At 64.0% G+C, this 26168-nt stretch carries 24 protein-coding genes and 1 pseudogene; 14 read left to right on the top strand and 11 right to left on the bottom strand.

Translation table 11 applies throughout. From position 1 onward, the window contains the following. Positions 1-821: LysR family transcriptional regulator (locus RMP09_RS13555; protein ID WP_310566506.1), on the bottom strand; the 821-nt coding region annotated here is incomplete at its 3' end. A 123-nt stretch (positions 822-944) separates the two neighbouring features. Here RMP09_RS13555 and gcl point away from each other — a divergent pair. The 10 genes and pseudogenes from gcl (at position 945) to RMP09_RS13505 (ending at position 12021) form a co-directional block, all read left to right on the top strand. After that, positions 945-2732 (top strand): glyoxylate carboligase, encoded by a 1788-nt coding sequence (gene gcl, locus RMP09_RS13550; RefSeq protein WP_310566505.1) that lies wholly within the window; start codon positions 945-947, stop codon positions 2730-2732. Between the two features lie 25 nt (positions 2733-2757). Further along, positions 2758-3555, top strand: a complete 798-nt coding sequence (gene hyi, locus RMP09_RS13545; RefSeq protein WP_310566504.1) for a hydroxypyruvate isomerase — start codon at positions 2758-2760, stop codon at positions 3553-3555. Positions 3556-3570: 15 nt separating this feature from the next. Next, positions 3571-4488 (top strand): annotated as a pseudogene (gene glxR / locus RMP09_RS13540) (2-hydroxy-3-oxopropionate reductase); the annotation flags it as partial. Positions 4489-4508: 20 nt separating this feature from the next. Beyond that, positions 4509-5831, top strand: coding sequence for a glycerate kinase (locus RMP09_RS13535; protein ID WP_310566502.1), 1323 nt, complete (start codon positions 4509-4511; stop codon positions 5829-5831). A gap of 66 nt (positions 5832-5897) precedes the next feature. Further along, positions 5898-6686 carry a DeoR/GlpR family DNA-binding transcription regulator gene (locus RMP09_RS13530; protein ID WP_310566501.1) on the top strand — a complete coding sequence of 263 codons (789 nt, stop codon included), beginning with the start codon at positions 5898-5900 and terminating at the stop codon, positions 6684-6686. Beyond that, positions 6683-7066: a VOC family protein gene (locus RMP09_RS13525; RefSeq protein WP_310566500.1), complete on the top strand. Its 384-nt coding sequence runs from the start codon at positions 6683-6685 to the stop codon at positions 7064-7066. Before RMP09_RS13530 ends, RMP09_RS13525 begins: the two co-directional genes overlap by 4 nt. A gap of 165 nt (positions 7067-7231) precedes the next feature. Beyond that, positions 7232-7933, top strand: a complete 702-nt coding sequence (locus RMP09_RS13520) for a DUF3348 family protein (protein ID WP_310566499.1) — start codon at positions 7232-7234, stop codon at positions 7931-7933. Beyond that, positions 7930-10830, top strand: a complete 2901-nt coding sequence (locus tag RMP09_RS13515) for a DUF802 domain-containing protein (RefSeq protein WP_310566498.1) — start codon at positions 7930-7932, stop codon at positions 10828-10830. Before RMP09_RS13520 ends, RMP09_RS13515 begins: the two co-directional genes overlap by 4 nt. Positions 10831-10891: 61 nt before the next feature. Continuing rightward, positions 10892-11566, top strand: a complete 675-nt coding sequence (locus RMP09_RS13510; protein WP_310566497.1) for an OmpA family protein — start codon at positions 10892-10894, stop codon at positions 11564-11566. Between the two features lie 2 nt (positions 11567-11568). Beyond that, positions 11569-12021, top strand: coding sequence for a DUF2894 domain-containing protein (locus tag RMP09_RS13505; protein WP_310566496.1), 453 nt, complete (start codon positions 11569-11571; stop codon positions 12019-12021). A 29-nt stretch (positions 12022-12050) separates the two neighbouring features. On the opposite strand, the gene RMP09_RS13500 is transcribed toward RMP09_RS13505, so the two are convergent. From RMP09_RS13500 to RMP09_RS24090, 8 genes are all read right to left on the bottom strand, one after another. After that, positions 12051-12761 carry an NUDIX hydrolase gene (locus tag RMP09_RS13500; protein WP_310566495.1) on the bottom strand — a complete coding sequence of 237 codons (711 nt, stop codon included), beginning with the start codon at positions 12759-12761 and terminating at the stop codon, positions 12051-12053. Between the two features lie 9 nt (positions 12762-12770). Next, positions 12771-13424 (bottom strand): 4Fe-4S cluster-binding domain-containing protein, encoded by a 654-nt coding sequence (locus RMP09_RS13495; protein WP_310566494.1) that lies wholly within the window; start codon positions 13422-13424, stop codon positions 12771-12773. After that, positions 13421-15169, bottom strand: a complete 1749-nt coding sequence (locus RMP09_RS13490; RefSeq protein WP_310566493.1) for an AAA family ATPase — start codon at positions 15167-15169, stop codon at positions 13421-13423. The genes RMP09_RS13495 and RMP09_RS13490 overlap by 4 nt, the downstream gene beginning before the upstream one ends. A 116-nt stretch (positions 15170-15285) precedes the next feature. Then, entirely contained in the window at positions 15286-15849 is a 564-nt protein-coding gene (locus RMP09_RS13485) for a hypothetical protein (protein ID WP_310566492.1), read from the bottom strand. Positions 15850-16134: 285 nt separating this feature from the next. Further along, the gene (locus RMP09_RS13480; protein WP_310566491.1) at positions 16135-20058 is read right to left on the bottom strand and encodes a serine/threonine-protein kinase; all 3924 of its coding nucleotides are present in this window, start codon (positions 20056-20058) and stop codon (positions 16135-16137) included. Between the two features lie 15 nt (positions 20059-20073). Then, positions 20074-21429, bottom strand: coding sequence for a hypothetical protein (locus RMP09_RS13475; protein ID WP_310566490.1), 1356 nt, complete (start codon positions 21427-21429; stop codon positions 20074-20076). Further along, positions 21426-22169 carry a PP2C family protein-serine/threonine phosphatase gene (locus RMP09_RS13470; protein ID WP_310566489.1) on the bottom strand — a complete coding sequence of 248 codons (744 nt, stop codon included), beginning with the start codon at positions 22167-22169 and terminating at the stop codon, positions 21426-21428. The genes RMP09_RS13475 and RMP09_RS13470 overlap by 4 nt, the downstream gene beginning before the upstream one ends. Beyond that, positions 22166-22426, bottom strand: a complete 261-nt coding sequence (locus RMP09_RS24090; RefSeq protein ID WP_409559727.1) for an FHA domain-containing protein — start codon at positions 22424-22426, stop codon at positions 22166-22168. The genes RMP09_RS13470 and RMP09_RS24090 overlap by 4 nt, the downstream gene beginning before the upstream one ends. 226 nt (positions 22427-22652) lie before the next feature. Here RMP09_RS24090 and RMP09_RS13465 point away from each other — a divergent pair, with 226 nt between their 5' ends. Further along, a complete protein-coding gene (locus RMP09_RS13465; protein ID WP_310566488.1) occupies positions 22653-22949 on the top strand; it encodes a hypothetical protein in 297 nt (98 codons plus the stop codon). A gap of 294 nt (positions 22950-23243) precedes the next feature. On the opposite strand, the gene RMP09_RS13460 is transcribed toward RMP09_RS13465, so the two are convergent. Further along, a complete protein-coding gene (locus tag RMP09_RS13460) occupies positions 23244-23888 on the bottom strand; it encodes a glutathione S-transferase (protein WP_310566487.1) in 645 nt (214 codons plus the stop codon). 60 nt (positions 23889-23948) lie between these two features. On the opposite strand from RMP09_RS13460, the gene RMP09_RS13455 reads away from it, so the two are divergent. The 3 genes from RMP09_RS13455 (at position 23949) to RMP09_RS13445 (ending at position 25283) form a co-directional block, all read left to right on the top strand. Further along, entirely contained in the window at positions 23949-24428 is a 480-nt protein-coding gene (locus RMP09_RS13455; RefSeq protein WP_310566486.1) for a hypothetical protein, read from the top strand. After that, on the top strand, positions 24425-24757 hold the full coding sequence (locus tag RMP09_RS13450; protein ID WP_310566485.1) for a single-stranded DNA-binding protein: 333 nt from the start codon (positions 24425-24427) through the stop codon (positions 24755-24757). The genes RMP09_RS13455 and RMP09_RS13450 overlap by 4 nt, the downstream gene beginning before the upstream one ends. 160 nt (positions 24758-24917) lie before the next feature. Beyond that, positions 24918-25283, top strand: coding sequence for an RNA-binding protein (locus RMP09_RS13445; RefSeq protein ID WP_310566484.1), 366 nt, complete (start codon positions 24918-24920; stop codon positions 25281-25283). Between the two features lie 121 nt (positions 25284-25404). On the opposite strand, the gene RMP09_RS13440 is transcribed toward RMP09_RS13445, so the two are convergent. Further along, positions 25405-26166: an ABC transporter permease gene (locus RMP09_RS13440; RefSeq protein ID WP_310566508.1), complete on the bottom strand. Its 762-nt coding sequence runs from the start codon at positions 26164-26166 to the stop codon at positions 25405-25407. Positions 26167-26168 lie beyond the last annotated feature (2 nt).

The following is a 26168-nucleotide window of genomic DNA, read 5'->3' as shown; positions in this document are numbered from 1 at the left end:
TGCGGGTACACGGCCAGGATGTCGTAGGCGGGCAGGGCGTAGTCGTCGAGCACGGTCACCAGCTCGCCGCGCTGCAGCTGGGCCTGGATCTCCCAGGTGCTGCGCCAGCCCAGGCCCAGGCCGTCGCTGACCCAGCGGTGCAGCAGTTCGCCGTCGTTGCAGTCCAGGTTGCCATCCACGCGCACCGTCACCGTCTTGCCGTCCTGCTGGAAATACCAGCCGCGCTGCTGGCCGCCCTGCAGGTTGAAGGCCAGGCAGTTGTGGGTGGCCAGGTCGTCCAGCGTGCGCGGTGTGCCGTGTTTGCGGAAATAGGCCGGCGTGCCACAGACCACGCGCTGGTTGGTGGCCAGCTTGATGGCCACGAAGTTCAGGTCGATGGCCCCGCCGATGCGGATGCCCATGTCGTAGCCCTCGCGCACCAGGTCCACCACGCGGTCGGTCAGGTTGAACGAGAGCTTGACCGCGGGGTGGGCCTTGAGAAAGGCGCTGGCGTGCGGTGCCACGTGCAGCCGCCCGAAGGCCGCTGGCGCCGAGACGACCAGGTGGCCGCTGGCCTGGTGTTTCTGCGCGGCCACGCTGGCCTCGGCCTGCGCCCACTGCGCCAGCAGTGGCCGGCACTCGTCCAGAAAGCGCGCGCCCGCATCTGTCAGCACCAGCCGGCGCGTGGAGCGGTGCATCAGCTGCGTGCCCAGGCGCTTTTCCAGCGCGTCGATGCGCCGGCCCATCATCACCGGGGTGATGCCGGCGTGCAGCGCGGCCGCGGCCAGGCTGCCGTGCTCCATCACCAGCACGAAGGCTTCGATTTCCTTGTAGCGGTCCATGGGGCCATGTTAGCGGTGTGATTGCATACCGGGAGTATCGAATCAACTGACCGCCGGTGGCATTCTCAAACCGGTGTGCCATCCCTAGCATCGGACCCAGTTCACAACCCACAGGAGACAGGCATGGCCAAGATGACAGCCGCGATGGCGGCGGTGCTGGTGATGGAGAAGGAAGGCATGGCCCAGGCCTTCGGCGTGCCCGGCGCGGCCATCAACCCGCTGTACGCCGCGCTGCGCGAGCGTGGCAGCATCGCCCACATCCTGGCCCGGCACGTGGAGGCCGCCTCGCACATGGCCGAGGGCTACACCCGCGCCCGGGCCGGCAACATCGGGCTCTGCATCGGCACCAGCGGACCGGCCGGCACCGACATGATCACCGGCCTGTACTCGGCCAGCGCCGATTCGATACCGATCCTCTGCATCACCGGCCAGGCGCCGCGCGCCCGGCTCTACAAGGAAGACTTCCAGGCGGTGGACATCGAGAGCATCGCCAAGCCGGTGACCAAGTGGGCGGTGACGGTGCGCGAACCGGCCCTGGTGCCGCGCGTGTTCCAGCAGGCCTTCCACCTCATGCGCTCGGGCCGGCCGGGCCCGGTGCTGATCGACCTGCCGTTCGACGTGCAGATGGCCACGATTGAATTCGACATCGAGACCTACGAACCGTTGCCGGTCTACAAGCCCGCGGCCACGCGCAAGCAGATCGAGAAGGCGCTGGATATGCTGGCCGCCGCTGAAAAGCCGCTGATCGTGGCCGGCGGCGGCATCCTCAACGCCGACGCGGCCGACCTGCTGGTGCAATTCGCCGAACTCACCGGCGTGCCGGTGATCCCCACGCTCATGGGCTGGGGCGCCATCCCCGACGACCACCCGCTCATGGCCGGCATGGTGGGCCTGCAGACCAGCCACCGTTACGGCAACGCGACCATGCTCGCCAGCGACTTCGTGCTGGGCATCGGCAACCGCTGGGCCAACCGCCACACCGGCAGCGTCGAGACCTACACCAAAGGCCGGAAGTTCGTGCACGTGGACATCGAGCCGACGCAGATCGGCCGCGTGTTCGATCCCGACTTTGGCATCGTGTCCGACGCGAAGGCCGCGCTGGAACTGTTCGTGCAGGTGGCGCGCGAGCGCGTGGCGGCCCAGGTCTGGCCGACGTACGCCGGCTGGGCCGAGCGCTGCGCCGAACGCAAGCGCGTGATGCTGCGCAAGACGCATTTCGAGCAGACCCCGATCAAGCCGCACCGCGTGTACGAGGAGATGAACCAGGTCTTCGGCCGCGACACGGTGTACGTCAGCACCATCGGCCTCTCGCAGATAGCGGCGGCGCAATTCCTGCACGTCTACGGCCCGCGCCAGTGGATCAACTGCGGCCAGGCCGGCCCGCTGGGCTGGACGCTGCCCGCCGCGCTGGGCGTGGTGGCCGCCGACCCGACGAAGAACGTGGTGGCGCTGTCGGGCGACTACGACTTCCAGTTCCTGATCGAGGAGCTGGCGGTGGGCGCGCAGTTCCGTCTGCCCTATGTGCACGTGCTGGTGAACAACAGCTACCTGGGCCTGATCCGCCAGAGCCAGCGCGGCTTCGACATGGACTACTGCGTGCAGCTGGCCTTCGACAACCAGAACGTGCCGGCCGACGCGGGCGAGTTGCGCGGCTACGGCGTGGACCACGTGGCCGTGGTCGAAGGCCTGGGCTGCAAGGCCTTGCGCGTGACCGACCCCGAGCAGCTGCAGGGTGCCCTGCGCCAGGCGCAGCAACTGGCCGCCGAACACCGCGTGCCGGTGGTCGTGGAATGCATACTGGAACGCGTGACCAACATCGCCATGGGCACCGAGATCGACAAGGTCGTGGAGTTCGAGGACATCGACTGCCGCGCCGCGCAGGGGCTCGAAACCGCCGGGTTGCTGGACTGACCCTGGATAAAAGAAGGAAGACACCATGCCGCAATTCGCCGCCAACCTCTCCATGCTCTGGACCGAGCTGCCCTTCCTCGACCGCTTCGACGCGGCGGCCAAGGCCGGTTTCAAGGCCGTGGAGTTCCTGTTTCCCTACGACTTCAAAGCCGAAGACATTGCCGAACGCCTGCAGCGCAACCGCCTGCAGCTGGTGCTGCACAACCTGCCGCCCGGCGACTGGGCGGCCGGTGAGCGTGGCATCGCCTGCATCCCGGGCCGCGAGGACGAGTTCCGCGCCGGGGTGGCCAAGGCCGCCGCCTACGCGCCGGTGATCGGCGTGCAGCGCTGGCACTGCATGGCCGGCTTGATGCCCGCCGGCGTGAGCGAGGCACAGGCGCGCGCCACCTGGGTGGCCAACGTGCGCTTCGCCGCGGCCGAGGCGAAGCAGCTGGGCCTGCCGCTGCTGATCGAGCCCATCAACAGCTTCGACATGCCGGGCTACTTCGTGAACCGACCGCGCCAGGCCATCGCGCTGATGGACGAGGTGGGGGCCGACAACGTCTTCCTGCAGTACGACATCTACCACGCCCAACGCATGGAAGGTGAGCTGTGCAACACCATCAGTGAGCTGCTGCCGCGCATTGCCCACATGCAGCTGGCCGACACGCCCGGCCGCCACGAGCCGGGCACCGGCGAGATCCACCACCGCAACGTCTTCGACCACATCGACGCGCTGGGTTACCGCGGCTGGATCGGGTGTGAGTACAAGCCGAAAGACAGCACACCGGGCGGCACCGACCGCGGCCTGGGCTGGATCGCGGCCCACGGTCAGAAGCTTTGACAAGAACCACAAGGAGACACCAACATGACCAAGAGCGGAACCAAAGTCGGCTTCATCGGCCTGGGCATCATGGGCACGCCCATGGCGCTGAACCTCATCAAGGCCGGCCACCAGCTGTTCGTCAGCAGCCGTAGCAAGATCCCGGCCGAATTGGCCGAGGCGGGCGCGACGGTCTGCACCAACGCCACCGAGGTGGCCAAACGCGCCGACGTGGTCATCACCATGGTGCCGGACACGCCGAACGTGCAGGACGTGCTGTTCGGCGACACCGGCGTCGCCAAAGGCCTGAGCGCTGGCAAGGTGGTGGTGGACATGAGCTCCATCAGCCCGATGACGACCAAGCAGTTCGCGCTGCAGATCAATGCGCTGGGCTGCGACTACCTGGACGCGCCGGTCAGTGGCGGCGAGGTGGGGGCCAAGGCCGGCAGCCTGACCATCATGGTCGGCGGGCCGCAGGCGGCGTTCGAGCGCGTCAATCCGCTGTTCGAGGCCATGGGAAAAAACATCACGCTGGTGGGCGGCAATGGCGACGGCCAGACCACCAAGGTGGCCAACCAGATCATCGTGGCGCTCAATATCGAAGCCGTGGCCGAGGCCCTGCTGTTCGCCAGCAAGGCCGGCGCCGACCCGGCCAAGGTGCGCCAGGCGCTGATGGGGGGCTTTGCGGCCAGCCGCATCCTCGAAGTGCACGGCGAGCGCATGGTCAAACGCACGTTCAACCCGGGCTTTCGCATCGAGCTGCACCAGAAGGACCTGAATCTGGCGCTGCAAGGCGCCAGGGAGCTGGGCGTGAGCCTGCCGAACACGGCCAGCGCGGCGCAACTGATGCAGAGCTGCGCGGCGCATGGCATGGCGGGGCTGGACCATTCGGCGCTGTGCCGCAGCCTTGAAATGATGGCGGGCCACGAGATCGCCCAGACGCCCGCGGCCTGATGCCTCGCTAGACTGTCTGCATGACCGCCATCCAACAGTCCACCCTTGAAGACCCCCGTGCCCTGCTGCGTCGCCTGTACGACGTGGCGGTGCAACGCGCGCTGCCGCTGCACAACACCGCCGCGCACCTGCCCGCACCACCGAAGGGTCGCACCCTGGTGCTGGGCGCCGGCAAGGCCGGCGGCGCCATGGCGCAAGCGGTCGAAGCGCAGTGGCCGGCGGATGCGCCGCTGTCGGGTCTGGTGGTCACGCGTTACCACCACATTCCCCCGCGTCCCGAAGGTTTGCCCCATCGCATTGACGTGGTCGAGGCCTCGCACCCGGTGCCCGATGCCGCCGGGCTGGATGCCGCGCAACGCATCCTGCAGCTCACGCAGGGCCTGACCGCCGACGACCTGGTGCTGTGCCTGATCTCGGGCGGCGGCTCGTCCCTGCTCACGCTGCCCTGTGAGGGCCTGACGCTGGCAGACAAGCAGCGCATCAACCGCCAGCTGCTGGAGAGCGGCGCGCACATCGGCGAAATGAACACGGTGCGCAAGCACCTCTCGCGCATCAAGGGCGGGCGCCTGGCCGCGGCCTGCGCGCCGGCGCGCGTGGTCACGCTGACCATCAGCGACGTGCCGGGCGACGATGTGAGCGTGATCGCCAGCGGCCCCACCGTGGCCGACGCCAGCACCTGTGCCGAGGCGCTGGACATCCTGCGCCGCTACGCCATCGAGGTGCCGCCAGCCGTGCGTGCGCAACTGGAAGCCGGCGCGCTCGAAACCCCCAAGCCCGGCGACGCGTTGCTTGCCAGCCTCCAGACCCACCTGATCGCCACCCCGCAGCAAAGCCTGGACGCCGCCGCCGACGCGGCCCGCGCGCTGGGCCTGAACGTCTACGTGCTCAGCGACGAGATCGAAGGCGAGTCGCGCGAGGTCGGCAAGGTGCACGCGGCGCTGGCGCGCTCCACCGCGCTGGGGCGCAGCAGTTTTGCCAAACCCTGCGTCATCCTCAGCGGCGGCGAAACCACCGTCACCGTGCGCCCGCGCGCCGAAGGTCAGCCCAAAGGCCGGGGCGGCCGCGCCGGCGAGTTCTGCCTGGGCCTGGCGCAGGCGCTGAACGGCCAGCCGGGCGTGTGGGCGCTCGCGGCCGACACCGACGGCATCGACGGCGTGGAGGACAACGCCGGCGCGCTGGTCACGCCCGACACCCTGACGCGCGCCGCGGCGCTGGGCCTGAAGGTCGGTGAGCACCTGTCCCGCAACGACGCCTACGGCTATTTCCAGCCGCTGGGCGACCTGGTCATCACCGGCCCCACGCACACCAACGTCAACGACTTCCGCGCCGTGCTGGTGACCTGATCTGCACCATTGTTTTGCACGTTTGTGCGTGATGACGTTCTTGTTTGTGCACGTTATCATGTGCGCATGAGCAATCACCTTCCCCTGGCCCGCCGCGACCAGATCGCCGCCCGCCTGGCCCAGGGCCAGTCCGTGGTGGCCGCCAGCCTGGCGGCCGAATTCCAGGTGTCCGAAGACGCCATCCGGCGCGACCTGCGCGCCCTGGCCGCTGACGGCCTGTGCCGCCGCGTCTACGGCGGGGGCCTGCCACCCCTGCCCGGCGCCACCCCCATGGCGGTGCGCATGGACGAGCGGCGCGAGCGCAAGGCCGCGCTGGCCCGCGCGGCGCTGGCCACCATCGAGCCCGGCGAGTTCCTGTTTCTGGACAGCAGCAGCACCAATGTGGCGCTGGCGGCGGTGCTGCCCGCCGACCACGCCCTCACCGTCGCCACCAATTCTGTGGACATCGCCGCCACCCTGCTGCGCCGGCAGGACGTGCGCCTGGTCATGGTCGGTGGTGCGGTCGATCCGCTGGTGGGCGGCTGCATCGACGCCACCGCCGTGCTGGCCGTGGGGCAGATGAACATCCAGCGCTGCTTCCTGGGCGTCTGCGCCATCACGGTGGAGGCCGGTGTCTGCACCGTGGACGCGGGCGACGCCGCCTTCAAGCGCGCGCTGCGCGCCGCCAGCCGCCACTGCGTGGCCCTGGCCACCAACGACAAACTGGGCCTGCAGTCGCCGCACCGCGTGGCCGCCATGCGCGATCTGGACCAGCTGGTGGTCGAGCACGACGCGCCGTTCGCCACCCTCAAGGCGCTGGCGAAACAGGGCACGCAGATCCTCAAGGCCCAGCCGCCGCGCGAGGCGGCCCCATGAAGCTGGCCCACGTGGCGCTGTGGACGTGCGACCTCGACGCCGCGGCGGCCTTCTGGCAGCGGCATTTCGGCGCCACGGTCGGGGCGCCCTACCGCAGCCAGCGCCGGCCCGGCTTTGTCTCGCGCTTCGCCGTGCTGCCGGGCGACACCGTGCGCGTCGAACTCATGACCGGCCCCTGGCTGCACGGCCCGGCGGGCGATGAGCGCCCCGGCTGGGACCACCTCGCCCTCTCGCTGGGCAGCACCGAGGCGGTGGATGCCCTGGCCGAGCGCTGCCGCGCCGAGGGCGCGCTGGTCTCTCCACCGCGCCACACCGGCGACGGTTTCTACGAAGCGGTGTTGGCCATGCCCGACGGCACCCGCATCGAGATCACGGCCTGAACCCCCGGCCCGCCCGGCGGTGCCGGGTGGCCCGGTCGGATCGTTTCTAATAACGCCCTGCCGCCGGCGAACCCGCCGGTCCGGCGCCAGCCCCCCGTTCGGGCCGGCACCACCCCCCTGTTGTTGTGTACGCACAGGTGCCCTCCGGGGTGCCGTGGTCCTGTTTTGCGCCCTGTTTTCCACCACGCCCCGCCCACCGCCCTGGTGCGCCAGCTCGCCCGCTGGCTGCCGCCAGGGGCCGACGCGCCCCGGCAGGACGTGGCCGAACGCCTGGGCCAGTGGCTCAACGTCAAGGAAACCATCGCCCTGCACACCGCCCAGGCCAGCGTGGCCGCGGCCGGCGCGGCGGCCGCACGCCGGGCCCGCCCGGTGGACGGGGCGGACCTGCACACCACCCTGCAGGCCGAACTGCAGCGCGTGCGCAGCGTGCTCAGCCAGTCCATCCTGGCGCGCGACCCTGGCCACCAGCCCGACCCGAACGACCTCGACACCGAATTCGCCTTCTTCCACCAGCGCCTCAACGACCAGCAGCGCCGCATGGAACTGAGCGTGGACGCGCTGCGCGGCCACGTGCGCCAGCGGCTGGCGCAGTCCACGCCCCAGCACGCGCAACTGGCCGTGCTGGACGAGCAGATGGAACAGCTTTTTGGCGGGCGCGAACAGCGCCTGCTCACCGGCCTGCCGGCCTTCCTGAAAGCGCGCTACCAGGCGCTGCGCCGGGCGGCCGCGGCCGCCAGCACCCACGACAGCCCGCCCGACCTGGCCTGGCTGCGCGGCTTCGAGTCCGACTTCGAGCAGGCCCTGCTCGCCGAACTCGACCTGCGCCTGCAGCCCGTCACCGGCCTGATTGAGTCCCTAGAAACATGACCACTGAAAACCCCCGTTCCCACCGCGCCCTGTCCGTCGGCGCCTTCGTCACCGGCCTGGCCGTGCTGTTCTGGGTGGGCAGCGGCTTTGCCGGCATCGACGCCTTCGCCCTGGGCATGACCGTGCTGATCGGCGCCGTCTACCTGGGCGGCGCCTGGGAACTGCGCCGCTTCGGGCAGACCACCGCCGCGCTCGATGCCGCCCTGGCCAACGTGCCGCAGCCCCTGGCTCAATTGGCCGACTGGCTGCCCAGCGTGCCCGCACCGCTGCGCGGTGCGGTGCGCCAGCGCATCGAAGGCGAACGCAGCGCCTTCCCTGGCCTGGCCCTCACGCCTTATCTGGTGGGCCTGCTGGTCATGCTGGGCATGCTCGGCACCTTCCTGGGCATGGTGGTCACCTTCAAGGGGGCGGTGTTCGCGCTCGAAGGCTCGGCCGACCTCAACGCCATCCGCGCCGCGCTGGCCGCGCCCATCAAGGGCCTGGGCCTGTCCTTCGGCACCTCGGTCGCCGGTGTCGCCACCTCGGCCATGCTCGGCCTCATGGCCACGCTGGCGCGCCGCCAGCGCACCCAGGCCCTGCGCGCGCTCGACGTGCTGGCCGCCACCACGCTGCGCCCCTTCTCGGCCGCGCACCAGCGCCAGCAGAGTTTTGCCGCCCTGCAGCGCCAGGCCGAGGCCATGCCCGCCGCGGCCCAGCACCTGCAGACGCTCATCGAACAGGTCGAGCGCCGCAGCCAGCAGCTCGACGACGCGCTGCTCGCGCGCCAGGCCGATTTCCAGCGCGAAGCCGCCGCCGCCTACACCGGGCTGGCGAAGTCGGTGGAACAGTCCCTGCGCGAGAGCCTGGCCGCCAGCGCCCGCGCCGCCACCGAAAGCCTGCAACCCGTGGTGCAGCAGGCCATGGCCGGCATCGCCGCCGAATCCAGCCGCCTGCACGCAGGCGTCAGCGCGGCGGTGCAGGCTCAGCTCGAAGGGCTCTCGGCCCGTTTCGCCGCCACCACCGCCACCGTGGCCGACACCTGGACCCAGGCCCTGGCCCAGCACCAGCAGGGCGGCCAGCAGATGCTGCAAGGCCTGGGCGACGCGCTCGCCGGCTTCAACGCCAGCTTTGAACAGCGCAGCGCCCAGCTGCTGGCCAGCGTGCAGGCCACCCAGAACGACGCCCAGGCCCAGCGCACACAGGCCGAACAGGCGCAGCAGGCCACCCTGGCCGCCGCGCTCGAACGCATGGCGCACAGCCTCAGCGCCCAGTGGCAGCACGCCGGCGAACAGACCCTGGCCCAGCAGCACGCCGTGCTGCAGGCCCTGGCCGACACCGCGACCAGCCTCACCGAACGCAGCGCCGAGCAGGTCGGCCGCAGCCTGGACAGCGTGGCCCGCCTGATCGCCCAGACCGAAACCCTGGTGCAGTCCCGTGCCGCCAGCGAAGCCGCCTGGACCGAACAGCACGGCCAGCGCATGGACCAACTGGCCGCGCTGTGGCGCGACGAGCTGGCCGCGCTGCGCCGCGAGGAGGCCGAACGCGCCGGCGCCGCGGCCCAGCGCGCCGCCGAACTGCACAGCGGTGTGGCCCAGCAGCTGAGCAGCTTGCAATCGGGCGCGGTGCAGCAGCTGGCGGCGTTGCAGACCGAAGCCGCCCAGCAGATCGCCACCCTGCAGACCGCTGTGGTGCAGCGCCTGGACCAGCTGCACGGCGCCGAAGCGGCGCGCCAGCAGGCGCAGACGGAACAGCACGCCCAGGCCTTCGCGGCCTTGGCGCAGCAGCTGGACAGCCTGCGCGAGCAAGAGGCCGGGCGCCAGGCGGCACAGGCCGAACAGCAGCGCGAGGTGCTTGGTGCGCTGGCCGAGCAGCTGCAGGCGCAGCGCGAAGGTGACGCCGCCCGCCAGCAGGCCCAGACCGAACAGCACAGCCAGGCTTTCAGTGCCCTGGCGCAGCAGCTGCAGACCCTGCGCGACGAAGAGGCCGCGCGCCAGCAGGCCGCTGCCGAACGCCAGGCCGGCCTGCAAGCCGCGCTGGCCGAGCAGCTGGCCGCGCTGCGCGAGGCAGAAGCCGCCCGCGCCCAGGCCGCCGCCGAGCGCCAGGCCGCGCTGCAGGCCACCGTGGGCCAGCAGCTGCAGACCCTGCGCGACGAAGCCGCCACCCACCAACAGGCCGCCACCGCACAGCAGGCCGCCGCCATCGGCAGCCTGGCCCAGCAGCTGGCCGCCCTGCGCACCGACGAAGCCGCGCGCGGCGACGCCGCCGTGCAGCGCCTGACCGAGCTGCAGGCCGCGCTGGCCACCCAGCTGGCCACGCTGGGCACCGCGCTCGAAGCGCCCATGGCCCGCCTGATGCAGACCGCGTCCGAAGCGCCCAAGGCCGCGGCCGAGGTGATCGCCCAGCTGCGCGAACAGATGAGCCGCCTGGCCGAACGCGACAACGCCACCCTGGGCGAACGCGCCGAACTGGTGGGCCAGATCGGCAGCCTGCTGCAGCAGGTGCAGCAGACCACCGGCGAGCAGCGCGCCGCCATCGAGCACCTGGTCGGCTCCGCCACCAGCGTGCTCGACCGCGTGGGCCAGCAGTTCGCCGACACCGTGGGCGCACAGGCCGGCCGCGCCGAAGCCATGGCCGAGCAGGCCGCCACCAGCGCCGCCCAGCTCGCCAGCCTGGGCGAGGCCTTCCAGCAAGGCACGCAGGAACTGGCCGCCAGCCACGAACAGCTGGTGCAGAGCCTGCAGCGCGTCGAAGGCGCCATCGGCCAGTCGCTCGCGCGCAGCGACGAACAGCTGGCCTACTACGTGGCGCAGGCGCGCGAAGTCATCGACCTGTCCATCAGCGCGCAGCAGGGCATCATCGAAGACCTGCGCAAACTGCGCGGCCCTGTCGCCAAGGCCGTGGCGGGAGCGGCGGCATGACCGCCCGTCTGACCGCCATTCAGGGTGTTCGCACCGCCCGGCGCGGCACTGAGGTGCTGGCATGAGCGCCTTCCACGACGCAGCGGAAGACCTGCAGGCCGAGGGCGACGACAGCGCCGAGATCACCGCGCCCGCCTGGGCCGTGTTCGGCGACCTCATGGCCGGCCTGGTCGGTGCCTTCGTGCTGGTCTTCATCGGCGTGCTGCTCTCTCAGATCGACCTGGTCAACAACCTGCAGAGCGAGATCGCCAAACGCCAGCAGGAAGAAGCCCGCCGCATGGCGCTGGAAAAAGCGCTCGCCGTGCCCCTGGCCAGCGGCCGCGTCACGCTCAACAACGGCCGCATCGGCATCAGCGGCAGCGTGCTGTTCGACCTCAGCTCCGACCAGCTGCGCCCCGAAGGCGAACAGCTGCTCAAGGCCCTGGTGCCGCCGTTGCAGGTCTACCTGGGCGAGCGCGACGAAATGCTCATGGTCAGCGGCTTCACCGACAACGTGCCCGTGCCCAGGAACAACGGCCAGTTCCAGGACAACCTCGAACTCTCGGCCCAGCGCGCGCTCACCGTCACCCGCACCCTGGTGCGCGAAGGCATGCCGCGAGCGCGCGTGTTCAGCGCCGCTTTCGGTGCCGAACAACCCGTGGCCAGCAACGCCGACGAAAAAGGTCGCGCCCTGAACCGCCGTGTGGAAATGGCGCCCGTGCCGCGCGCCAGCGCCGCCGTGACCGGCAAGCCCTGAACATGCAACCGGGTCGCACCAAAGCCGTTCGCCCTGCGCCTGTCGAAGGGCTCGCGCGATCGGCCGCCAAAGCGTCGCCCCTGGCCGCGCTCAACGCCCACATCGAACAGGCGTCGGCGGCGGCCCGCGCCGGCCTGCCCGCCGGCGGTGGCGACTGGCCCGAGCTGCGCAGCGCGCAGCGCTTTCGCGAAACCTGGGAACGCATCGGCGCCGAGGTGCAGGTGCAGCAGGCCCGCGCCCGCGCGCCGCAGAACGCCGGCCCGCTCAACCCCCAGCGCCTGATGCTGGAAACCCTGGCCCGCATGGGCGAACTCTCACCGCACTACCTGCGCCGTTTCCTCGCCCACACCGAAACCCTGCTGTGGCTGGAGCAGGCACAGGCGCAGCTCAAGCAGGGGGTGGCGGGCAAGGGGGCTGCGGCCAAACCGGCCAAGGCGGGGCGTCAGAAGAGCTGATTCTGGGAGGAGTCGCGTGAAATGACTGGTCAAGGCGACTGGGCGTCTTTTCTCAGATCGCTGTCGAACCCCGCGTGCGTTTGGACTCCTAGGCGATCCATCACTTCCAGAATGGGTACGTCGTTTGGATGGGTAACGACCATGGCAATGCGATCACGGGGTACGAGCATCACGGCCTGTGTCTCCCAGCCCATCGCGGCAGGATTGCCTCCCACTCGCGTGGCAAGGTAGTAGCGCGTGTAGCTCTGACTCCGCCTGACATCGATCAGGTGCCGAACCAAGCGGATTTGTAAGCCAGATTCCTCCCAGGACTCCTTGAGTGCGGTGGCTTGCAGTGACATGTCCGGGTCAACAGTACCCTTGGGAAAGGTGGCCTGATAGCCCGCGAACGCGTTGCTTGGCGCAACTACCCAGATACGCCCGTCGCTCTCGAGTACCACTGCGCCAGCAGCGTGCGCATATCCCACAGGTACCTCGAACGCGGGTTCATCGATCCGATGGTTGTTTGCCAATTTCTCCCATGCGTCGGAGGACTCCGGTGCGCTGTTCCAGGTCATCACACAGACGCCGTTGATGTCGGCAGGCATTTCACCGCTCGGCGTCACAACTGCCAGGGTCGCTGATTGCTTCCAGCTCTCGGGTGTTGATGGCTGGTGAGGTTTCTTGATCTCGACGGTTCGACCGTGGTCATCCTTTCGAGGATGTACGTTGACGTGGTGTGCTGCGTTTTTCATCGCCATATGGATCGACTAGAGATTCCAAGATACCCCGCGGAGGGACATACCGCGCGAGTGGACGAGTGCCTCCATTCGAGCCATGTCTCCTCGATCGGGGATGCCTATGAACCATATCCGACCATCTCGCACGTCGACTTGAAATCCACGTGTTGAAGCTGTGCTCTCAAGCCCGACGAGTGCCTGGGTGCCTCTCTTGGTCATATCCAGTAAGGGCTGATTGGGCGATCCCCGCCAAAGCAATGGGGACGCTAGCTTTCCCACATAGGGTTCAGGACAAAGGATATCGATGAGCTTCAGGTGCTGACTGAACTGCTCAGCGAGCCTGCGGTAGGGGAATCCGCTGTAGCAAAGGATGTCGAAATCAAGAGACTGCTGTCGCCGCCACAGCACCAGCTGCTCCAACAGGGCGAGAAGCGCATCCGGTTGCTCGAAGGGCTCTCCTCCTGACAGGGTGATGCCGTCCAGCCTGTCGGATGCGCTCACCGCTTTGCACCATTCCAGCAAGTCGTCCACTGCGATGCGGGCACCTCCGTGATGGTCCCAAGTGTCCTGAGAAACGCAGCCCGTGCAGTGGATCGAGCAGCCTTGGAACCAGATGCCAATCCGGCGTCCCCGACCGAGCACCGTCACAGGGTAGTGAGCCTTGTTGAGATTGAAGACTGTCATTCGGTCAGTTCCACTGAATAGACGTTCTCGCTGACAGTGAGGTTCGTTACCCGAAATGTTCTCCCTTGCAGTTGCCCCGGGGTTGCAAACAAGGCTCTGGCAAGTGGATTGATGAAGCACATTTCAATGCGGTTACCAATTCCACGACCTCCGTTGGAAAGATCTTCCGTGCACCAGGCAAGCAACTGGGCGCGTGCGGCATCGTCCAGGGTCACCTCAGCCGCATGCTCGGCACGCACCCGGTTGAGAACGTTGCGCATCATCCCGTCAAAGATCTGGCGTGCCACGGGTGGGGTGATGAAATTGAACACCACGATGTTCTCGCCGATGCGGTTGAGTATCTCGGGTCGCGACAGTGTGAATCTGAAGTAATGGGTGATGGCATCCCGGATACGGCGCTCCACCGTGTCGTATGCGTCTCCCGGCTGGACGTTCAACACCCGGTGACCTTCCTCCTCTACGTACACACCGAGGTTGGATGTGAAGATGATCACCGCATCTGAAAAGTAGGTGGTGTCTCCTCGGCCGTCCGTCAACCGGCCATCCTCCAGAATCTGCAGGAACTTGTCGAGCAAGCGCGGATGCGCCTTCTCGATTTCGTCGAACAGGATCACGCTGAAAGGGCGCTGACGCACGGCATTGGTCAGCTCGCCACCCGCGTCATAGCCCACGTAGCCAGGAGGGGCCCCCAGCAACCTCGCGCTGGCGTGCTCTTCTGCGAATTCGCTCATGTCGAACCGTATGTACGCCTGTTCATCGCCGATGAGCACTTGCGTCAGTGTCTTGGCCAACTCGGTCTTGCCGACACCCGTGGGCCCTGCGAAGAACAGCACCCCTCGAGGCCGTCCGCCAATGCTTCTGGCCTGGGCGCCTGTCAGTCCCATGACCGACCGCATCAGGATGTCAACGGATTTGGTCACAGCCTGTTGTTGACCCTTCACCCTGTCCTCAATGACGGCCGGTGCCTTGGCGATGTGGTCGCGCAGCAGCGGCTGCTTCCATGGGTTGTCGAGGGTGCCCAGCTTGAAGCTCCGGACAGCGTCGTCCACATCCGCAAGCCTGAGCCCTGCACGATGAGCCAACTGGGCAATGTCGGTCATGGATTGCAGAGACATGCCGTCCGTACCCGCAGCGAAATCGTCCGCGAACCTCTCTACCGCCGGTGGACTGGCACCCGTGCCATCCTGGAATCGGGGGGCCAGCATGCGCGCCGCATCCAGGCGATCTTGTCGCCGGGGGGGGGGCAAGGTGTGCGTGCTGATGCGCTCGCTGTCCAGCAGCAGCCAAGACGGCAGGTCTTGTCCGCGGTTGAGCAACCAGACGACCGGGTTGTACAAAGGCCCTGCCGACGCCCCTGGGGGCAGCGCGGGCGCGGCTTCGAGCGACAACTTTTCGCAGGCCACGTAGAACTGGTGATGCGCTTCGTCCAACTGGGAGGGGGTTGGCACAAGGCGGGAGGCGAAGTCCATCACAAACGCTGCGCGAGCCTGCCGAAGGTTGACCACAGATCGCATGGTCTCGACCAAGGTGCCGTCCAGTTGAACGGGTGCGCGCCCATTTTGAAGTCCGACTTCGGGCAGCAACCCGGTGGCGCGAGCGATCACCTCGCGTTCAGCCGGGTAGACCCTCACACCGTCTACTCGGTCGTGCACCAGGATGAACTCATACCCCAGTGCCTGCAATGATGTCCAAAGCGCTCTGAGAAGCGGCACCGGTGCGCTGGTGTCATGGCTGCGCAGCAGCACGAGATCTCGGATTTCGCCGGACAGCACAAATTGAGAGCGGACTGGAAGTAGTCTTGTAATGTCTGCCAGCCATTTCGTTGGGCTCGGCTCGTTATTCATAGTTCGACCCATCCAACTTATTCGACACCCGACTTGCCGTTGATAAAGCGGGAAGCCATCAGTCCAACCTCTCTCCAGCGCTCCAATCTGCTTGTTCTTGGGTGCGGCAATGCAATGTACAGCGTTGCAGCATCAACCCCTGAAAAAATATTGGATTGTTCGTCCGAAATCATGCATCCATTGGATATTCGATTCCAGGCATCGAAGTGGCCCTTGCCGTACATCACAACCACCTTCGGTCTGTGTTCCTTGATCAGTGACTTTAGCAGCAGCTCTCGTTTGCATTTCCAGGTGGATTCATATGTTTTCCTGCAGGCCATCCATGGGATATTGAGCGTGCTCAAGTGCCATTGTCGGTGATTCGGCGCGGGTATAGGGAGCAGTTCGAGCAGCGCATGATTGCTATCGATGCGTCCCAAATGATGGGCCTGGAAGGCTCGCCGTTGTTCTCGGTGTGGCAGTTCAATTCCGGAAATCACCAAAAGTGTCTCGGCGAGCTTGTTCCAGGTTCTCTGAATGACCGCATTTTGAGGGCTGAAGAATTCATGGCCAATACTGATTTTCTTGTGAAACATTGCCATGTCTGCAGCATAAGGACTGTGAGTTTGATGCCATGCTGTGAGTCGGATCTCTATCTCGCCGACAAGCCCACTTCCACCTTCCTCCATGCCAATGAACCAAATATCTGATTGGAGGTTCCCATACCCGACGAACTTGCTGCAGTATTTTTGGAGTGATTCTGTATTTATCATCGTGCATTGAGTTGCTATTGCTACTTGCAGATATTGATTTGCGTTTGGTGGATGAAAAGTTATTGTGCAGTTAGGGTTGAATTGGCCTGCCACTGTTGAGTGGTGGGTATTGTTTTATGTGTTGTCTGTTATGCTCTTTATTAAATTGAAAGATTCGCGTAGGTAAACAAAGATTCCGAAAAAAAAGATGGCGGGGCTGATGTAAATCAAGGGGTTGTTGTATTTTTCATTGATTTGATCGATGGAGCTAAATCCGAAAGTCAATAAAAACCCGATCAATGCAAGTTCAGTGATGATTATTAATAATTTTTCAGGTTGTGCAATGTCTATTAATTTTTTGAGATAGTGTGTGAAAAAAGCTGCAAGCCACGGGGAGAGTGGTGTGATAATAAGGAATAGATTGGATTTGGATATCAAGAGTAAGGTTAGTATCCCTAGCCATAACATTGGGTTCATCATGAGAATGAAGGGTGCGCTCCATTTTAGAATCTTTAAAGCGATGCCATTTATTGTCTCTCTTGCTTCTTTGAAGACCTTTTCCCTTTGTTTGCTCTGCGATTTTCTTGCGGCCTCCTCTTTCTGGAATAGAATTCTTTTGTCTTCTGATGTTTTTTCGATCGACCATTTTTGGAAGGGTGTGGACCGCAGGCTGATTTCTTGCTCGGTGGAGAAAAGGATGGGAATAAGCGGCCCTGATTCACTATTCAGCCTGAATGACTGCTCCAAAGGAATGGCGGTTTTAAGATCCAGTCGATAACGCTCGCCGTCTTTCAGTTCCACAACTCCAAAAAGTGTGATGGGGAGCCAGAAATTTTCAGGTGCCTGCTTTGACAAAGCGACTGTGATGGCGCTGTCCTCAGTTCCCTCATACACCGCATACGTATCATCAATTGTGCTGACCAGTTGAATGCTCTTTTGGTCGGGTATTGGTTGAAGCTCATGAGACCTATAGCCTGCTGTGAATTGCCTTGGGTTCAAGCCAAAAGGACCTTTGATGGGTGCAAATTTCCTCCGATATAGCTGGCCGCCACTCAGTGAGATGTCTGATTGATCCGGAGCGCTTTGGCCTGCAAAGCGCTCGATATCTTGCAAGTCGATCCCACGGCCGTGTGGGGAAAGTGCAGAGGGGTCGATCGGTGCCCAGTGATGTTTTTCGGGGGGCAGTCCTGAAATTACTCTATCCAGACTCTCTGGATTTTTGACGTTGGTTTCGACACTTGCGTGAGAGAGCTTTACAGCGTCCGTCAGGAATTTGGTGAATCTCTCCAAATCATGCAGCGGCTGGGCAGGGTCTTGTGGCAGTGCTTTTTTTACCGCCTCGGACAATACGCCCCACACGAGCGGAGAGCTGCGTTTGCCTGCTTTCAAAAAGCCAAATAGGGCTTTGCTGCGCTCCAGGAACCATGGCTCCTTTGTCGTGATTGAAATCTCTGAGAGTAAAATTTTCCATTGATGCCATTGCTCGAGATCTGCATTGACTGATTCAAGAGCCAGGGTGATACATTGTGAAGAAGAGAGTTGCCAAGATCTCGTTGAAATTGAGTCGGCTTCCACAGATGAAGAAAGATCCATCGCGTAGGCGCACATCGATCGCCATGCGAGTGCTGTTTCAGTCATCTCCTTTGCTGCATCCAGGCTGTCACGAGCAATGTTGTGAATTACACCCGGAGCCACCGCGAAAGCCAACGAAATTTCGTTCAGGAGTTGCGAATATTCGAGCAAGGCGGGGAGTTTGTTTTTTGCAATGTCGCCAAGTCCGTCAACCGAAGCGGCATTTCGGGATGGTGCGAGGACGGGCTGCAGGAGATCGCTCAAGCGTCTGGAGTCGTTTGTGCCGTATACCTGGGGTAATCCCTGAGCGCCATCGATGGCTTTATTGATGGAGGAGATGATGCCCGAAGTTTTTTTTGCAGTCTTGCACCAGGCTTTGATCTCGGCATCATCGCCATTGCAGCGTGCACTCAATGAATCAGCAATCGATTGGAACGTCTGACGCTTCCAGCTTTCTTGGTCATATGGCAGGTTTGACCATCGTGCTACCGTGGCAATCGAGAGTGCGAGTGAATCAAAGTCAGCATTTTGAAGAGAGGCGGCAATATGAAGCGCTTCGTCCATGTCTTCTTTTGAAGAGACGTTCGAAAGCAGCTTGATCCACGGGGTCTTGAGCGGTTCTTGGTTTAGATGCCCTTGCCCGACCAAGTTCAATACGGTCGCGTGCCATCCCTTTGCCCTGTTCAACGTTTGATGAAGGGCAACTGCATTTCGGATCCAATGGGCTGGAAATAGGTCCCTCCCCAAGCATTTATGAAGCCAGAATTTGAACTGGGAAGTTTCTGAAAACTGTACTGCTTCAAGCTTGATTTTTTCCGATAACAAGGGATCAATGGCAAGCGCCACTGTGAGGCCTGCATCCGAATCTGAATCAAGCATCCATTCGATGTCTTGCGGAATTCCGTAAATCTGCTGAGGCACAAAGACTTCAGGACAGGTGGACTTGTCGGGATAAATTTCCCCCAAATCGACGAGTTCCTGCAGTGCTTCTTGCACAGGGATCAGTTCATGATGAGGTGGCAACTTGAATCGGGACAACAGGGGGCCGCTCACCTGGGTGCCTACGAGTTCTCGAATGATCGTTCGTGAGACTTCGGCATCCTCAGATTCCGCCACCGATCTGGCCTGGTCCAAGACAGCGGCTATGTCTGCCTTGCTGGCGAGGTTCCTGCCGAGATAGACGGGAGGGATGTCCGGACAGAGGTGGAGGATGACATCCAACAACTGGTGATCCAGGCTCTTTTGCGCCTTTTCATCATCGTCAGCAGATTGGTCGTACTCTTCTTCGAGGTCCAGGAAGAACCGCTCCGTGGCGACTTCGTTGAACTCCCGCTCACACCATTTGCGTACAAGACCGCGCCCGAGATCTCTTCTGGCCTCTTTCCAGCGCCTGGCCAGGGCCACGCCGAGCTCCGTGGGTGTCCAGCACTCTTCGCCCGCTATCTTGTAGGCCGTCTTGGCCCGCTGCTCGTTCGATCCAGACACGTTCGCATCCGTCGGACGATCTTCGGGTGCCAGTAAGGTGGCGTCTCCACCCAGCCAGCGACTCAGCTGCTCTGCCCCCCACCGTTTGGCTGGGTCTCGCTGCAACAGCCCTCGGCAGAGGTTCTGGATACGACTGTCCTGTATTTCAGACACATCGATGGGTCGGGTGGTCAGCCACTGCATCACCGCACGCTCGTCGGACAACTGGGCAAACGGGTGGTGGCCCATGGCCGCTTCCGCCACGATGATGCCCAGGGACCAGTAGTCCACCGCGGAACTGATCACACCGCTCAATGCTTCCGGTGCGGCGTAGCGAACGGTTCGACTGGCGCCGGTGAAGCGCTGCGACATTTCGCTCACAGATGAAATGCCGAAGTCGGTGATGACAAGGTCGAGAGGGAAGGTTTCCCGGACCAGGATGTTCTCGGGTTTGAGGTCGCGGTGGATCAGACCGAAGCCATGGAGGTGTTCCAGCCCAATGGCCAGCTCACGAATGACCTCAAGCAGGTTCTGCTGGGGCAGCGCTTTCCCCTTCAGCAACTGCCGAAAGGTGCCATGAGTCGCGTATTCCATGAGTTCATACCAGTGGCCGTCTGACTGACCAAACTCGTGGATGCGGATCAGATGCTCGGGGCTGCCATTGCGAACCCTTTCAAGCACGTCGGCCTTGGGCTGAATGCCGAAACGGTAGAGCTTCAGCACACGCAGCTCGGTGTCAGCCCCTGCGGTGGCTTCCACGACGAACAGGTCGGCTTCTGCGCCTGCAGTGGGTAGCCGTTGCCGAACGCGGTAGCGATTCTGGATATCAGAGGGAAGCCGAACCAGGCCAACGCCTGTGTTGAGTGCCGCTTTGTTTGGTGTGTCCAGAACGGTTGGTGTGCCCGCCATGTTTGCAGCAGGCCTGTCGATTCGTGTTTGGTGCGAGTCGATCGTTGTGGGCGCTGTGTCCAGACGCGTTGCAGGGGAGGGGACTTGCTTGGAGGTGGGGTCTTGGGTGCTCATCGCGCCGCCATTCAGTTATCGGTTGATGCTCTTTGTTGCATCGTGCGTGGTTTGGCTTTTTTTCAGCATCTGCCGTTTTGGCAGGGCTTCACGTTGAACGGGTTCCACAGCAAAGCTGCCCGCAGCAAGAGCGCGTACCGCGGTGGCTTTGATGCCTCTTGCTGCCAGGGTGCTGAGCAAATCGGGATAGCCGTGGCACCAGCGTTGCTCAATTTCCTGATCCTGCTCAGTGGATGCAGGTGCGTCGGCCGCTCGAACCATGTTGAAGTGCATCGCGCCTCTTTCCGGAGAAACGCGCATTCGCATGAAGTAGTCGTTCCAGCCACGACCCTGAAACAGGACGGTGCCGCCTTCAGCGAACAGGGTATGTGCGATGCCTTCGACTTCGTAACCCAGGTCTTTGAGCGTCGATTCGAGAATCTTTGCAGCCAAGGCATCCCGAGTCCGTTGTGCCGCCTCTTCCAGTTCGGCCAAAGCCGCATGGCCGAGCTGTTCCAGATCGCCGTCCCAGGGCCTGACGCCAGCAACCACATCGGCCAGTTGCTCGCGCAAGTCGGCGTGTCTCCCTTGCACATCCAAGGTGGCGAGTCGGTTGCGCCATTCAGCGGCGACGGCCATGGATCGACGGCGCGCATCGACTCGCTCGTTGTGTTGCTGCACCCGCAGACGCAATTCGGTGCAAATCATGTCAAAACGGGCGATGTTCTCGCTGCTGGCCGCGCGTTGAATCAGTGATTCCAGCGCGGTCGGCAGATCCTTCAACGGCGTATCGCGCAACCGGCCCACGATGCGATCAACCGCCTCACGGCGATCTGCAGCGTTTCTTGATTGGTTGTCCACCGTGGTGCTGGGTGCGTGTTTCAGACCCGTGGAAGCCAGGAAACGATCCAGCATCGCGTCCAGGGAGTCGACTTGACCCAGGCTGGAAAGGTCTAGCACACCGAGCGCGTTGGCAGTCCTCAAGCGGTGATGAATCTGTGCAAGGCGTTGGTCGATCTCATGCAGCAACGCCATCATCTCGTCCAGCCCAGCCGAGGATTCATCCCATATCTCTGGAAGCACGGGCAACACCGGGTTGTTTGGGTCTGGCGGTAGCTGGGCGATGGCTCTGTACAGATCCTCTCGCGTAGTGGCCAGCCGCCGTTGGGTGGTGCGCACGGCTTCGAGCTTTTGCTGCCGTACTCTTTCGAGCCTACGCGCCTCCTCGGCGCGGGCGCGTGCTTCTGCTTCGCGGCGTTGGCGCTCTGCTTCGATACGTCGACGCTCTTCTTCTGCACGCTGGCGCTCTTGCTCTTCTTGAAGCTGTGCGACGTGCAGTCGCTCCACCAACTCTGCGCTCAACGTGTAGCTGGCTGATTTCGGCCCACTCATTCGGTGCCTCCAGGATGGACTTCAGCAATGATGATGCTGATGTTGTCGTGACCGCCGGCGGACTTCGCCTCCTGCAGCATGGCCTCAAGCGCCTTTGGTGGTGGCAGGGTCATGAGTTGCTCAAGACGGTCGAGGCTGACCTCATCGGTCAGGCCGTCCGTGCACAGCAGGTATCGGCGTCCTGGCTTAAGCCGTTCCAGCTTCACGCAGGGTCTGACTTTTCTGAGGTCTGTTGTCCCTCCCATGGACTGGGATAGCGAGCGTCGTCCTTCCGGCGTGACGACCACATGGTCATCAGATCGCTGATTTAGATAGCCCGCATCGAAGCGGAAGACTTTCGAGTCACCCACATTCATGCAGACACCTCCGTGTTCGTGACACCAGATGGCAGCAACGGTGGCGCCCATGGCGCACAACCCAGGATCATTGCTGGACATGACGTGAAGTTGCTCATTGGTGAGGTCAAGAAGGCTTTGCGCCGCCTCTGCCGAGGGGGCAAACTGAACATGCAGTTTGGAAATACTGCTGGCGACACTGGCGCTGGCTTCGTTTCCGCCTCGGTGCCCGCCCATACCGTCCACGACTGCGAGCAAGTGTGGAACGTCGAGAGTTAGGGTGCTTTCACCAGACCAGTGCGCCTGATCGGTCACCACTTGGGATCCCAAGCAAAGAGCATCCTCGTTGTGGTGACGAACACAACCTACATCGGTGGTTGCCCACACTTGGAGTGTCGGCGTCATACAGAGGATCTCATCAACAGCGTGACCCGGAGGCTGGCTCCGAACCGCAACTCTCTGTTCCCTGTGACCGGCGTCTCCGCATGAGCAGCAATGGGAACGCCGTCAAGAAAAGTCCCGTTGCTCGAATCCAGATCGGTGACGGACGCCGCAGAACGCAAGACGGTGATTCGGGCGTGTTGCCGCGACACGTTGTCTAGGCCCAACTGGTTCAGCCGACGCCGTAACCATTCAGGGCTCGTATCGCGTCCGATCAGCATTTCGTCAACGATCTGGGTCTCTTCGCCCCACGGCCAGACAGCAAACCATTTCGTTGGCGGCGAAATCTCGTAATCGCATCGGGCACAGCGACAGGGTTCGCCTTGCTGTTCGAGGCCGCATTGCGGACACCGAACTCTTGGCGCCTCCAGGGTAGCGGCGGTCGTTGTGGGTGAGTCTGGCGGCGACCCTTCGTTCACTGCTTTTTCGACGGGCTCAACGTGGCTGATGGAAGTTCCACAGGAAGCGCAAAAGAACACCGTCGCCTCGTTCGTGGACTGGCAGGTGGGGCAAAGGCGATGCAGCATGCGAGTTGAGATGGACGAGAGGTTTGCTCGGATGTATGCCGTGCTTGATGCGGGTGGTCGCTCTATCTGGTCGCTGCGCAGCCCCGTACATGAAAACCCGCTCTTGCAATCAACAAGCGATATTTGCCGACCTGATTGGGCCGAGGAAAGAGGCGCGTCGCAGGGATCAGATGATTCGGCGCAATCAGAGAAGCTGCACGGATATCCCACCAAATGATCACCCAGAGCCAGTCTCTTGAATGAAAAAACAGGGGTGTATTCACACCCCATTTCTCCGTTTCGGCGATGGGGTGCCCTGGCCGGTAGGGCAAGCGGCTATTGAGGCACTGGCATAGAGAAAGCTCTGCGTCTGCGTCTGCGTCTGCGATGCAAACTGACACACCCGGCGAATTCGAGTGTCTGTAACTACGCTTTTTTTGGAGATCTCCAGTGCCGTCGTCAATGCGAACAATGACTTTGCGCAGCTTGTCGAGGTGAGCGTCCCGAAGCTAACGTTAAGTCGAGTTGAGCATCACCCCAAAAACGCCACCACCCGATTCGCCTCCAGCTTGCCCATGGCCCGGGTGAACAAATCGTGCGCCAGCCACCCGCGCAGCCAGCCCTGCAGCGCGGGCAGGGGCAGGGCGTCGAACCAGGTGGGTTCCACCGCGACGAACTGGCGCACGAAAGGGAAGAGGGCGATGTCGGTGGCGCAGGGCGTGGCGCCACCCAGTTGGGCGCTGTGCCGCAGCCGAGCGTCCAGCGGCTGCAGCAGCACCTGCACCGCCTGCGCGTGGTGGTGGGCCTTGACCTCGGCGGTGTCGCCGAAACGCTCGGGGTATTTGGTGCGGTCCAGGTGGTGTTTGAACGGGCCGTCGCAGGTGGCGAGCAGGGCCAGGGTGTCATCGCTCTGCGCGCGGGCCCACCAGCCATCCAAGTCGCCGGTGGACGTGAAGGCCCAGCGCACGATGTCCAGGCTCTGTTCCAGCACGCCGCCGCCCGGCAGGCGCAGCACCGGCACCGTGCCCTTGGGTGACAGGGCCAGCAATTCGGCGGGTTTGTCGCGCAGCACGATCTCGAACGCGTCGAAAGCCACACCGGCCTGCAGCAGGGCCATGCGGGCGCGCATGGCGTAGGGGCAGCGGCGGTAGGTGTAGAGCAGCGGGGCGGTGGTCATGGCCCGGCATTACAGCGCAAAGCGGGCGTGGCCGTGCGGGTGGGCGGCTACCATCGCCCCATGACCCAAGACACCCAGGACCCCATCCACGAAGACCGCGTGTGGAACGACGAGCGCTGGACGGCGCGTGTGATCAAGAACGAAGACGACGATGGCTGGGCGGTGGCCATGTTCCTGCACGGGCAGTCCGAGCCGGCGCTGGTCGGCCCCTGGACCATGGGGCGCGACAAGAAGAACCCCAAGCCGCTGGACGTGAACGCTTTCAACACGCTGGTGAAGACGGCCGGCGAGTTCATCCGCCGTTCCGAACAGCAGCGCCATGCCGAACTGAACAAGAGCGTGCAGGTCTCGGTGAACGGGCGCCGCGTGCGCGTGGCGCTGGCCATCGTGCCCGACGAGGAAGGCGCGACCGCCACGCTGCGCGCGACCGACGAGTACGACGAGGAACTGGCCGTGGTGCCGGTGCCGCCCACCTTCAAGCTCAACGTCGCCAGTGCCGAGGCCTGGGTGGCCTCGGGTTTTGAAAGGCCGCGCCGATGATCGACGGACTGGTGGCCGGCCGGCTGATGGGCGATGCCTCGCGCCGCGTGGACAAGGCGGGGCGCCCGTTCATGGTGGCGCGCGTGCTGGCGCGCAACAAGGCGGACGAAGAATTCATCGTCAACGTGATCGCGTTCGACGACGCGGCCTGTGCCGCGCTGCGGGCGCTGGCCGATGGCGACGCGATCGCGCTGGCCGGCGCGCTCACCCCGAAAGTGTGGACCGACAAGCAGGGCGTGGTGCGGCCCAGCCTGGACCTGGTGGCCACCCGGGTGTTGACGGCGCACCACGCGGCACCGACGTCTGACGACGGAAAGCCGCCGTTTTAGGGTTTTTCCACGTCTGGAGCGCATAATGCGGGTTGCGCGGGTCGTCAAGACCGCGCATATCCAAGTGATCGGTCAGTTTCGCGTGCCACGGTGCACTTTCGGGTTTGTTGTGCTTTCGGGACCCCATCGCTTTTCGTTTCTGCTTTCTTAGGAGTCCTCCATGGGCAACAAACTTTACGTCGGCAACCTGCCGTACACCGTGCGCGACGACGACCTGCAACAGGCCTTCAGCGAATTCGGCTCTGTCACCAGCGCCAAGGTCATGATGGAGCGCGACACCGGCCGTTCCAAGGGTTTCGGCTTTGTCGAAATGGGCAGCGATGCCGAAGCGCAAGCCGCCATCAACGGCATGAACGGTCAGTCCCTGGGTGGCCGCAGCGTCACCGTGAACGAAGCCCGTCCGATGGAAGCCCGTCCCCCCCGCACCGGCGGCTTCGGCGGCGGTGACCGTTCGGGCGGCGGCGGTGGCTACGGCGGCGGCGGCAACCGTTCCGGTGGCGGCGGCTACGGCCGCGGCGGCTACTGAGCCCTGCAGATCTGTTGAACCGGCCTCGCGCCGGGTCCAGTCAAAAAAAGCCCCGAAGCTCACGCTCCGGGGCTTTTTTGTTGCCGCCGTGGCGGCGGCACTCGGACTCGGTGGGCCGAACTCAGCGGCGGATGCGCTTGCCGGTCTTGAACACCCACCAGACCACGGTCAGGCAGGCGCTCATGAAGACCAGGGTCATGCCGGTGCTGACGGCGATGTGCACGTCGGCCTGGCCGTAGAAGGCCCAGCGCAGGCCGCTGATGAGGTAGACCACCGGGTTGAACAGCGAGACGGTCTGCCACGGCTCGGGCAGCATGCTGATGCTGTAGAACGCGCCGCCCAGGAAGGTCAGCGGCGTGATCACCAGCAGCGGCACCACCTGCAGCTTCTGGAAGCTGTCGGCCCACAGGCCGATGATGAAACCGAACAGGCAGAACGAGACCACGGTGAGCAGCAGGAAGCCGACCATCCACACCGGGTGGGCGATGGAGTAGGGCACGAAGGCGCGCGCGGTCAGCAGGATCAGCGAGCCCAGCAGCAGGCTCTTGCTGGCGGCGGCGCCCACGTAGCCCAGCAGCACCTCGACCCAGTTCACCGGCGCACTCAGCAGTTCGTAGATGGTGCCCGACCACTTGGGCATGTAGATGCCGAAGGACGCGTTGGAAATGCTCTCGCTCAGCAACGAGAGCATGAGCAGGCCGGGGATGATGTAGGCGCCGTAGTCCACGCCGCCGATGTCGCCCATGCGCGAGCCGATGGCCGAGCCGAAGACGATGAAGTACAGCGAGGTGGTGAGCACCGGCGCGATGATGCTCTGCGCCCAGGTGCGGAAGGCGCGGTTCATCTCGAACATGTAGATGGCCTTGACGGCGTGCAGGTTCAAGC

The organism is Hydrogenophaga sp. (assembly GCF_031426985.1).
Lineage (GTDB): Bacteria > Pseudomonadota > Gammaproteobacteria > Burkholderiales > Burkholderiaceae_C > Hydrogenophaga.
The sequence above is the reverse complement of the archived record's forward strand: the minus strand, read 5'-3'. Positions and strand labels throughout refer to the sequence as shown.

What these genes read in the sequence shown, in the direction of transcription:
- hyi (WP_310566504.1), top strand. Translation starts at nt 2,758, where the DNA reads ATGCCGCAATTCGCCGCCAACCTCTCCATGCTCTGGACCGAGCTGCCC.
- RMP09_RS13530 (WP_310566501.1), top strand. Translation starts at nt 5,898, where the DNA reads ATGAGCAATCACCTTCCCCTGGCCCGCCGCGACCAGATCGCCGCCCGC.
- RMP09_RS13505 (WP_310566496.1), top strand. Translation starts at nt 11,569, where the DNA reads ATGCAACCGGGTCGCACCAAAGCCGTTCGCCCTGCGCCTGTCGAAGGG.
- RMP09_RS24090 (WP_409559727.1), bottom strand. Translation starts at nt 22,426, where the DNA reads ATGCTGATCGGACGCGATACGAGCCCTGAATGGTTACGGCGTCGGCTG.
- RMP09_RS13465 (WP_310566488.1), top strand. Translation starts at nt 22,653, where the DNA reads ATGGAAGTTCCACAGGAAGCGCAAAAGAACACCGTCGCCTCGTTCGTG.
- RMP09_RS13475 (WP_310566490.1), bottom strand. Translation starts at nt 21,429, where the DNA reads ATGAGTGGGCCGAAATCAGCCAGCTACACGTTGAGCGCAGAGTTGGTG.
- RMP09_RS13455 (WP_310566486.1), top strand. Translation starts at nt 23,949, where the DNA reads ATGACCCAAGACACCCAGGACCCCATCCACGAAGACCGCGTGTGGAAC.
- RMP09_RS13535 (WP_310566502.1), top strand. Translation starts at nt 4,509, where the DNA reads ATGACCGCCATCCAACAGTCCACCCTTGAAGACCCCCGTGCCCTGCTG.
- RMP09_RS13480 (WP_310566491.1), bottom strand. Translation starts at nt 20,058, where the DNA reads ATGAGCACCCAAGACCCCACCTCCAAGCAAGTCCCCTCCCCTGCAACG.
- RMP09_RS13500 (WP_310566495.1), bottom strand. Translation starts at nt 12,761, where the DNA reads ATGGCGATGAAAAACGCAGCACACCACGTCAACGTACATCCTCGAAAG.
- RMP09_RS13485 (WP_310566492.1), bottom strand. Translation starts at nt 15,849, where the DNA reads ATGGCAATGTTTCACAAGAAAATCAGTATTGGCCATGAATTCTTCAGC.
- gcl (WP_310566505.1), top strand. Translation starts at nt 945, where the DNA reads ATGGCCAAGATGACAGCCGCGATGGCGGCGGTGCTGGTGATGGAGAAG.
- RMP09_RS13495 (WP_310566494.1), bottom strand. Translation starts at nt 13,424, where the DNA reads ATGACAGTCTTCAATCTCAACAAGGCTCACTACCCTGTGACGGTGCTC.
- RMP09_RS13470 (WP_310566489.1), bottom strand. Translation starts at nt 22,169, where the DNA reads ATGACGCCGACACTCCAAGTGTGGGCAACCACCGATGTAGGTTGTGTT.
- RMP09_RS13525 (WP_310566500.1), top strand. Translation starts at nt 6,683, where the DNA reads ATGAAGCTGGCCCACGTGGCGCTGTGGACGTGCGACCTCGACGCCGCG.
- RMP09_RS13515 (WP_310566498.1), top strand. Translation starts at nt 7,930, where the DNA reads ATGACCACTGAAAACCCCCGTTCCCACCGCGCCCTGTCCGTCGGCGCC.
- RMP09_RS13445 (WP_310566484.1), top strand. Translation starts at nt 24,918, where the DNA reads ATGGGCAACAAACTTTACGTCGGCAACCTGCCGTACACCGTGCGCGAC.
- RMP09_RS13450 (WP_310566485.1), top strand. Translation starts at nt 24,425, where the DNA reads ATGATCGACGGACTGGTGGCCGGCCGGCTGATGGGCGATGCCTCGCGC.
- RMP09_RS13510 (WP_310566497.1), top strand. Translation starts at nt 10,892, where the DNA reads ATGAGCGCCTTCCACGACGCAGCGGAAGACCTGCAGGCCGAGGGCGAC.
- RMP09_RS13460 (WP_310566487.1), bottom strand. Translation starts at nt 23,888, where the DNA reads ATGACCACCGCCCCGCTGCTCTACACCTACCGCCGCTGCCCCTACGCC.